At 69.2% G+C, this 6524-nt stretch carries 5 protein-coding genes and 1 pseudogene; 4 read left to right on the plus strand and 2 right to left on the minus strand.

All coding sequences use genetic code 11. The annotated features are described in order from the left end of the window. Positions 1–168: 168 nt before the first annotated feature. The gene (locus ACIY1X_RS23510) at positions 169–624 is read right to left on the minus strand and encodes a DUF1801 domain-containing protein (RefSeq protein ID WP_399685329.1); all 456 of its coding nucleotides are present in this window, start codon (positions 622–624) and stop codon (positions 169–171) included. A 23-nt stretch (positions 625–647) separates the two neighbouring features. Then, entirely contained in the window at positions 648–1553 is a 906-nt protein-coding gene (locus ACIY1X_RS23515; RefSeq protein WP_399685332.1) for a LysR family transcriptional regulator, read from the minus strand. Positions 1554–1673: 120 nt separating this feature from the next. Between ACIY1X_RS23515 and ACIY1X_RS23520 the strand changes: the two genes are divergently transcribed. The 4 genes and pseudogenes from ACIY1X_RS23520 to ACIY1X_RS23535 all read left to right on the plus strand — a co-directional run. Beyond that, positions 1674–3803: a 3-hydroxyacyl-CoA dehydrogenase NAD-binding domain-containing protein gene (locus ACIY1X_RS23520; protein WP_399685335.1), complete on the plus strand. Its 2130-nt coding sequence runs from the start codon at positions 1674–1676 to the stop codon at positions 3801–3803. A 196-nt stretch (positions 3804–3999) separates the two neighbouring features. Next, entirely contained in the window at positions 4000–5181 is a 1182-nt protein-coding gene (locus ACIY1X_RS23525; RefSeq protein ID WP_399685337.1) for an acetyl-CoA C-acyltransferase, read from the plus strand. Positions 5182–5195: 14 nt separating this feature from the next. Continuing rightward, positions 5196–6392, plus strand: a complete 1197-nt coding sequence (locus tag ACIY1X_RS23530) for an acyl-CoA dehydrogenase family protein (RefSeq protein ID WP_399685340.1) — start codon at positions 5196–5198, stop codon at positions 6390–6392. A gap of 13 nt (positions 6393–6405) precedes the next feature. Continuing rightward, positions 6406–6524, plus strand: a pseudogene (locus ACIY1X_RS23535) (pimeloyl-CoA dehydrogenase small subunit); the annotation flags it as partial.

Here is a 6524-nt window from a genome sequence, read left to right on the forward strand (position 1 = left end):
CCGTGATCGGCGTGCGCGGCGCCTTCAAGCGCCTGAGCTACGACGTGTTCGTCGGCGCGCCGGTGTGGAAGCCCGAGGGGTATCGCACGGGCAGGGTCACGGGTGGGGTCAATCTGAATGTGAGTTTTTGACGGCCAGTCATGATCGCTTGCCAGCAGCCCCGGCCCCTCACATGCGCTCGCCGGGCAGCCGGCTCGCCTGCTGCACCCAGTCCATGAACTGCGCCTCGTCGAGCGGCGCGTCTTCACGGATGTCGAAGTGGCGCACCTCTTTCATCTTCGACGCGCCCGGCGGCGGGGGCTGCAGCGAGGCGCCGCGGAAGAAGGTCACCTTGACGTACTTCGCGAAGCAGTGGATGCCGAGGAACCAGCCCTGGTCCCCGGCCCCGTACAGCGGCGAGTTCCACTTGACCGCCTTGCGCACGCCGGGCACGGCCCGAACGATCAGCGCGTCGAGCCGGCGGCCGAGGTCGCGCTTCCAGCCCGGCATGGCGTCGATGTAGGCCTGCACGGGGCCGTCGCCTTCGCCCTTGGGGATCTGCGGGTTGCCGCCGGACAGCAGCACGGGCCCGCCGGCGGCGGAGGAGCCGGCCGGCGGCCGGGGCGTCCTTTTCTTCTCGCTCATCGCATGGTCTCCAGGCTAGGACCTCACTGCCCGCGCCGCCCCGCCTCCTGCGCGCGCGCCAGCATGAAGTCGATGAAGGTGGTGATGGCCCGCGTGCGGTGCCGTCCGGGCATGTAGAGCATGTACATGTGGGTGCCGAAGATCGAGAGGCGCCACTCGGTCAGCGCGGCGATCACCTCGCCCTCGCGCAGCTCGGCGTCGAACACGTAGTCGGGCACGATGCCCACGCCCAGGCTGGCGAGGATGGACTGGCGCAGGAACAGGAAGTTCTCGGAGATCAGCGTCGGCTCCAGCAGCACCTCGTGCCGTTCCCCGCCCAGGTAGGCCGACACGCGCAGCTGCCGGCCGTGCACGGCCGAGGTGATGAGCGGCACGTGGCGCAGGTCCGGCAGCGCCACCGGCATGCCGTGCTCGCGCGCCCAGGCGCTGCTGGCGCAGGCGACATAGTGCACCGGCCCCATGTCGCGCGCCACCAGGTTCTGCGGCGGCTCGGACATCACGCGCACCGCGATGTCCACCTCCTCGCGCATCAGGTCCTCCACGCGGTTCTCGAACATCACATCCAGCACGATGCCGGGGTAGCTGCGCTTGAAGGCGATCAGCCAGTCGGACATGACCAGTTGCCCGTAACCGCTGGGCACCGAGAGCCGCACGCGGCCTTGCAGGCTCTGGCCGAGCGAGGTGACGGACTCGCGCGCGGCCATCAGCTCGTCGCGGATGGCGCAGCCGTGCCGGTACAGGCGCAGGCCGATCTCGGTGGGCTCGATGCGGCGCGTGGTGCGGCGCAGCAGCTGCTGGCCCAGGCAGCGCTCGAACTGGCCCAGGCGGTGGCTCACGTTGGCGCGGCTCATGCGCAGGCGGCGCGCGGCCTCGCTGAGGTTGCCGGCCTCGATGATCTCGACCAGCAGGGACAGGGCGTTCAGGTCCATCGTCAAATCGTATTTGACAGTGTGTCAATCGTGGTCGCAATTGTCGCGTGGTGCATGGCAGACCAGAATCCCGGCATCGCCCCCGGCCGTTCTGGCCATCCCCTGCCCGGAGACATATCCATGACCGAATCCGCCGCGGCGCCCGCCGCCGTCATCCGCAGCGCCCGCCACGGCGAGGTGCTGTGCATCACCATCGACAACCCGCCCGTCAACGCCATCTCCTCGGCCGTGCGCCGCGGGCTGAAGGAGGCGGTGGAGGCGGCCGATGCGGACGCCGGCGTCAAGGCGATCCTGATCGCAGGCGAGGGCGCGAACTTCGTGGCCGGCGCCGACATCCGCGAGTTCGGCCAGGCGCCGCAGCCGCCCTCGCTGCCTGAGGTGTGCAACCGCATCGAGGATTGCGCCAAGCCGGTGGTCGCCGCCATCCGCGGCGCCGCGCTCGGCGGCGGCCTGGAGATCGCGCTGGCCGCGCACTGGCGCGTGGCCCTGGCCGACGCCAGGCTGGGCCTGCCGGAAGTGCAGCTGGGCCTGATGCCCGGCGCCGGCGGCACGGTGCGCGCGCCGCGCCTGGCCGGCGCGCAGGCCGCGCTGGACCTGATGCTCAGCGGCCGCCACGTCAAGGCCAAGGAGGCGTTGTCGCTGGGCCTGGTGGACCGCATCGCCGACGGCGAAGACGCCCAGGCCGCCGGCCTGGCCTACGCGAACGAACTGCTGGCCCAGGGCGCCGGCGTGCGCCGCACCCGCGACGCGCAGGGCCTGGCCGACCGCGCCGCCGCGCAGGCCGCCATCGATGCCGCCAAGGCCGACACCGCGAAGAAGTCGCGCGGTCTGTTCTCGCCGATGAAGATCGTCGAGGCCGTGCAGAACACGCTGGACAAGCCCTTCGAGGAGGCCGTGAAGCTGGAGCGCGAGGCCTTTCTCGCCTGCATCGACAGCCCGCAGCGCGCCGGCCTGATCCACGCCTTCTTCGCCGAGCGCGAAGTGGCGAAGGTGCCCGAAGCCAAGGCGGCGCAGCCGCGTGCGCTGAACAGCGTCGGCATCGTCGGCGGCGGCACCATGGGCGCGGGCATCGCCGTCTCGGCGCTGGATGCGGGCCTGCCGGTGGTGATGGTCGAGCGCGACCAGCCTTCCATCGAGCGCGGCCGCGCCAACGTCGAGAAGGTCTACGACGGCCTGATCAAGAAGGGCCGCATGACGCCCGAGGCCAAGGCCGCCGTGATGGCCCGCTACACCGGCGCCACCGACTACGCCGCGCTCGCGGACGTGGACCTGGTCATCGAGGCCGTGTTCGAGGACATCGAGGTCAAGAAGGCCGTGTTCAAGGAGCTGGACCGCGTGTGCAAGGCCGGCGCCGTGCTGGCCACCAACACCTCCTACCTGGACATCGACGCCATCGCCGCCAGCACCTCGCGGCCGCAGGACGTGATCGGGCTGCACTTCTTCAGCCCGGCCAACATCATGAAGCTGCTGGAGATCGTGGTGCCGGCGAAGGTCAGCGCCGACGTGGTGTCCACCGCCTTCGCGCTCGCCAAGAAGATGAAGAAGGTGCCGGTGCGCGCCGGCGTGTGCGACGGCTTCATCGGCAACCGCATCCTGGCCGTGTACAAGCAGGCGGCCGACTACATCATGGAAGACGGCGCCAGCCCCTACGAGATCGACGAGGCGGTGCGCGGCTTCGGCTACCCGATGGGGCCGTTCCAGGTGACCGACCTCGCGGGCGGCGACATCGGCTGGGCCACGCGCAAGCGCCGCGCCGCCACCCGTGACCCGAAGGCGCGCTACGTCGAGGTGGCCGACCGCGTGTGCGAGCGCGGCTGGTTCGGTCAGAAGACGGGCCGCGGCTTCTACCTGTACCCCGAGGGCGCCCGCATCGGCCAGCCCGACCCCGAGGTGCTCGCCATCGTCGATGCCGAACGGCAGAAGAAGGGCATCACGCCGCGCCAATTCACCGCCGAGGAGATCATGCGCCGCTACATGGCCGCGATGGTCAACGAGGGCGCCAAGGTGGTGGAAGAGGGTATCGCGCTGCGGCCGCTGGACGTGGACGTGACCTTCCTCTACGGCTACGGCTTCCCGCGGCACCGCGGCGGCCCGATGAAGTATGCCGACACGGTGGGCCTGCCGAAGATCCTGGAAGACATCCGCGCCTTCGCCAAGGAAGACCCGCTGTTCTGGAAGCCGGCGCCGCTGCTGGAAAAGCTCGTCGCCGAAGGCAGGGACTTCTCTAGTCTCAACCAGCCCAAGGGCTGAGTCGGATTTGCGTTCGATCGACAACCACCGTTCGGGCTGAGCTTGTCGAAGCCCCGCGCAGCGCTTCGACAGGCTCAGCGTGAACGGATCGTGGGGGTTGAACGCGCGTCCGTATGAATCCAACCCAATCCGCACTGCATCCCCGACGCTCGGGGAGGGCGGTGCTCAACCCGAATCTTCCTCAAGGAGAAAGTCCATGCGCCAGGCCGTCATCGTTTCCACCGCCCGCACGCCGCTGACCAAGTCGCACCGCGGCGAACTCAACATCACTCCCGGCCCGACGCTGGCCAGCTTCGCGGTGCGCGCCGCGGTCGAGCGTTCGGGCATCGATCCGGCGCTGATCGAGGACGCCATCCTCGGCTGCGGCTACCCCGAGGGCATCACCGGACGCAACATCGCGCGCCAGACGGTGATCCGCTCCGAACTGCCGCTGTCCATCGCCGGCACCACCGTCAACCGCTTCTGCGCCTCGGGCCTGCAGGCCATCGCCATCGCGGCGGGCCGCATCGTGGTGGACGGCGCGCCGGCCATGATCGCCGGCGGCGTGGAAAGCATCTCCGGCATCCGCACCCGCGAGGACGGCAACTCCGGCATGGACCCGTGGATCGTGGAGCACAAGCCGCAGCTGTACATGGAGATGATCGACACCGCCGACGTGGTGGCCGAGCGCTATGGCATCGGCCGCGAGGCGCAGGACCGCTTCTCGGTCGAGAGCCAGCGCAAGACCGCCGAGGCGCAGGAAGCCGGCCGCTACAAGGACGAGATCGTGCCCGTGACCACCGTCATGGCGGTGACGAACAAGGAGACCGGCGAGGTCAGCAAGAAGCAGGTGACGGTCGACCGTGACACCTGCAACCGCCCCGGCACCACCTACGAGTCGCTGGCCAAGCTGGCGCCGGTGAAGGGCGCCGACAAGTTCGTCACCGCGGGCAACGCCTCGCAGCTGTCGGACGGTGCCAGCGCCTGCGTGCTGATGGAAGCCAAGGAGGCCGAGCGCCTGGGCCTGCAAGCCCTGGGCGCCTTCCGCGGCCTGGCGGTGGGCGGCTGCGAGCCGGACGAAATGGGCATCGGCCCCGTCTTCGCCGTGCCCAAGCTGCTGGAGCGCTTCGGCCTGAAGGTCGAGGACATCGACCTGTGGGAACTCAACGAGGCCTTCGCCTCGCAGTCCATCTACTGCCAGCAGAAGCTGGGCATTCCCGAAGAGCGCCTGAACGTCGACGGCGGCGCCATCTCCATCGGCCACCCCTTCGGCATGACGGGCGCGCGCCTGGCGGGCCACATCCTGCTCGAAGGCCGCCGCCGCAAGGCCAAGTGGGGCGTGGTGACGATGTGCATCGCCGGCGGCATGGGCGCAGCCGGCCTGTTCGAGATCTTCTGAAGAAGGAGCCCGTCATGGACCTGAACTTCACACCCGAAGAGGAAGCCTTCCGCGGCGAAGTCTTGCAGTTCCTGCGCGACAAGCTACCCGAGCGGCTGTCGAACAAGGTGAAGAACGGCCTGCGCCTCACGCGCGAGGACATGGCCGAGTGGCACGCGATCCTGAACGAACGCGGCTGGCTGGCGAACCACTGGCCGAAGCAGTACGGCGGCCCGGGCTGGGGCGCCGTGCAGAAGTTCATCTTCGAGAACGAGTGCGCCCTGGCCGGTGCGCCGCGCATCGTGCCCTTCGGCGTCAACATGCTGGGGCCGGTGCTCATCAAGTACGGCAGCGAGGCGCAGAAGCAGCACTGGCTGCCGCGCATCCTGAACGGCGAGGACTGGTGGTGCCAGGGCTATTCGGAACCGGGCTCCGGGTCCGATCTGGCGTCGGTCAAGACCACCGCGGTGCTCGACGGCGATCACTACGTCGTCAACGGCCAGAAGACCTGGACCACGCTGGGCCACCACGCCAACATGATCTTCTGCCTGGTGCGCACCAACAAGGAGGCCAAGGCCCAGGCGGGCATCAGCTTCCTGCTGGTGGACATGGACTCGCCCGGCGTCGAGGTGCGGCCCATCATCACGCTGGACGGCGAACACGAGGTCAACGAGGTGTTCTTCACCGACGTGCGCGTGCCGGCCGCCAACCTGGTGGGCGAGCAGGACAAGGGCTGGACCTATGCCAAGTACCTGCTGACCTACGAGCGCACCAACATCGCGGGCGTGGGTTTTTCCGTCGCGGCGCTGGAAAAGCTCAAGCGCATCGCCGCCAGGGTGCAGCGTAACGGCCGGCCGCTGACCGAAGACCCGCTCTTCGCGGCCCGGCTGGCCAAGGTGGAGATCGACCTGGAGAACATGAAGACCACCAACCTGCGCGTGATCGCCGCCGTGGCGGGCGGCGGCGTGCCGGGCGCGGAAAGCTCCATGCTCAAGATCCGCGGCACCGAGATCCGGCAGGAACTCTCCTCGCTGGCGCGCCGCGCGATGGGCCCCTATGCGCAGCCCTTCATCGAGGCCGCGCTGCACGAGGGCTACGGCGAGCCGCCCGTCGGCCCGGCCGAGGCGGCGCCGCTGGCCTCGCAGTACTTCAACAACCGCAAGCTGTCGATCTTCGGCGGCTCGAACGAAATCCAGAAGAACATCATCTCCAAGATGATCCTGGGCCTGTGACGAGGAGCGCACCGTGAACTTCGAACACACCGAAGACCGCCGCATGCTGGCGGACTCGCTGGACCGCTTCATCGCCGAGCAGTACGGCTTCAACGAGCGCGACCGCATCGCGCGCAGCGACGAAGGCTTCGA

Origin of the sequence: Xenophilus sp. (assembly GCF_044462705.1) — a bacterium.
GTDB classification, from domain to species: Bacteria; Pseudomonadota; Gammaproteobacteria; order Burkholderiales; family Burkholderiaceae_C; genus Xenophilus; species Xenophilus azovorans.

Excerpts from the sequence above, each read along its gene's own strand:
- ACIY1X_RS23510 (WP_399685329.1), bottom strand. The coding sequence starts at position 624 with ATGAGCGAGAAGAAAAGGACGCCCCGGCCGCCGGCCGGCTCCTCCGCC.
- ACIY1X_RS23515 (WP_399685332.1), bottom strand. The coding sequence starts at position 1,553 with ATGGACCTGAACGCCCTGTCCCTGCTGGTCGAGATCATCGAGGCCGGC.
- ACIY1X_RS23520 (WP_399685335.1), top strand. The coding sequence starts at position 1,674 with ATGACCGAATCCGCCGCGGCGCCCGCCGCCGTCATCCGCAGCGCCCGC.
- ACIY1X_RS23525 (WP_399685337.1), top strand. The coding sequence starts at position 4,000 with ATGCGCCAGGCCGTCATCGTTTCCACCGCCCGCACGCCGCTGACCAAG.
- ACIY1X_RS23530 (WP_399685340.1), top strand. The coding sequence starts at position 5,196 with ATGGACCTGAACTTCACACCCGAAGAGGAAGCCTTCCGCGGCGAAGTC.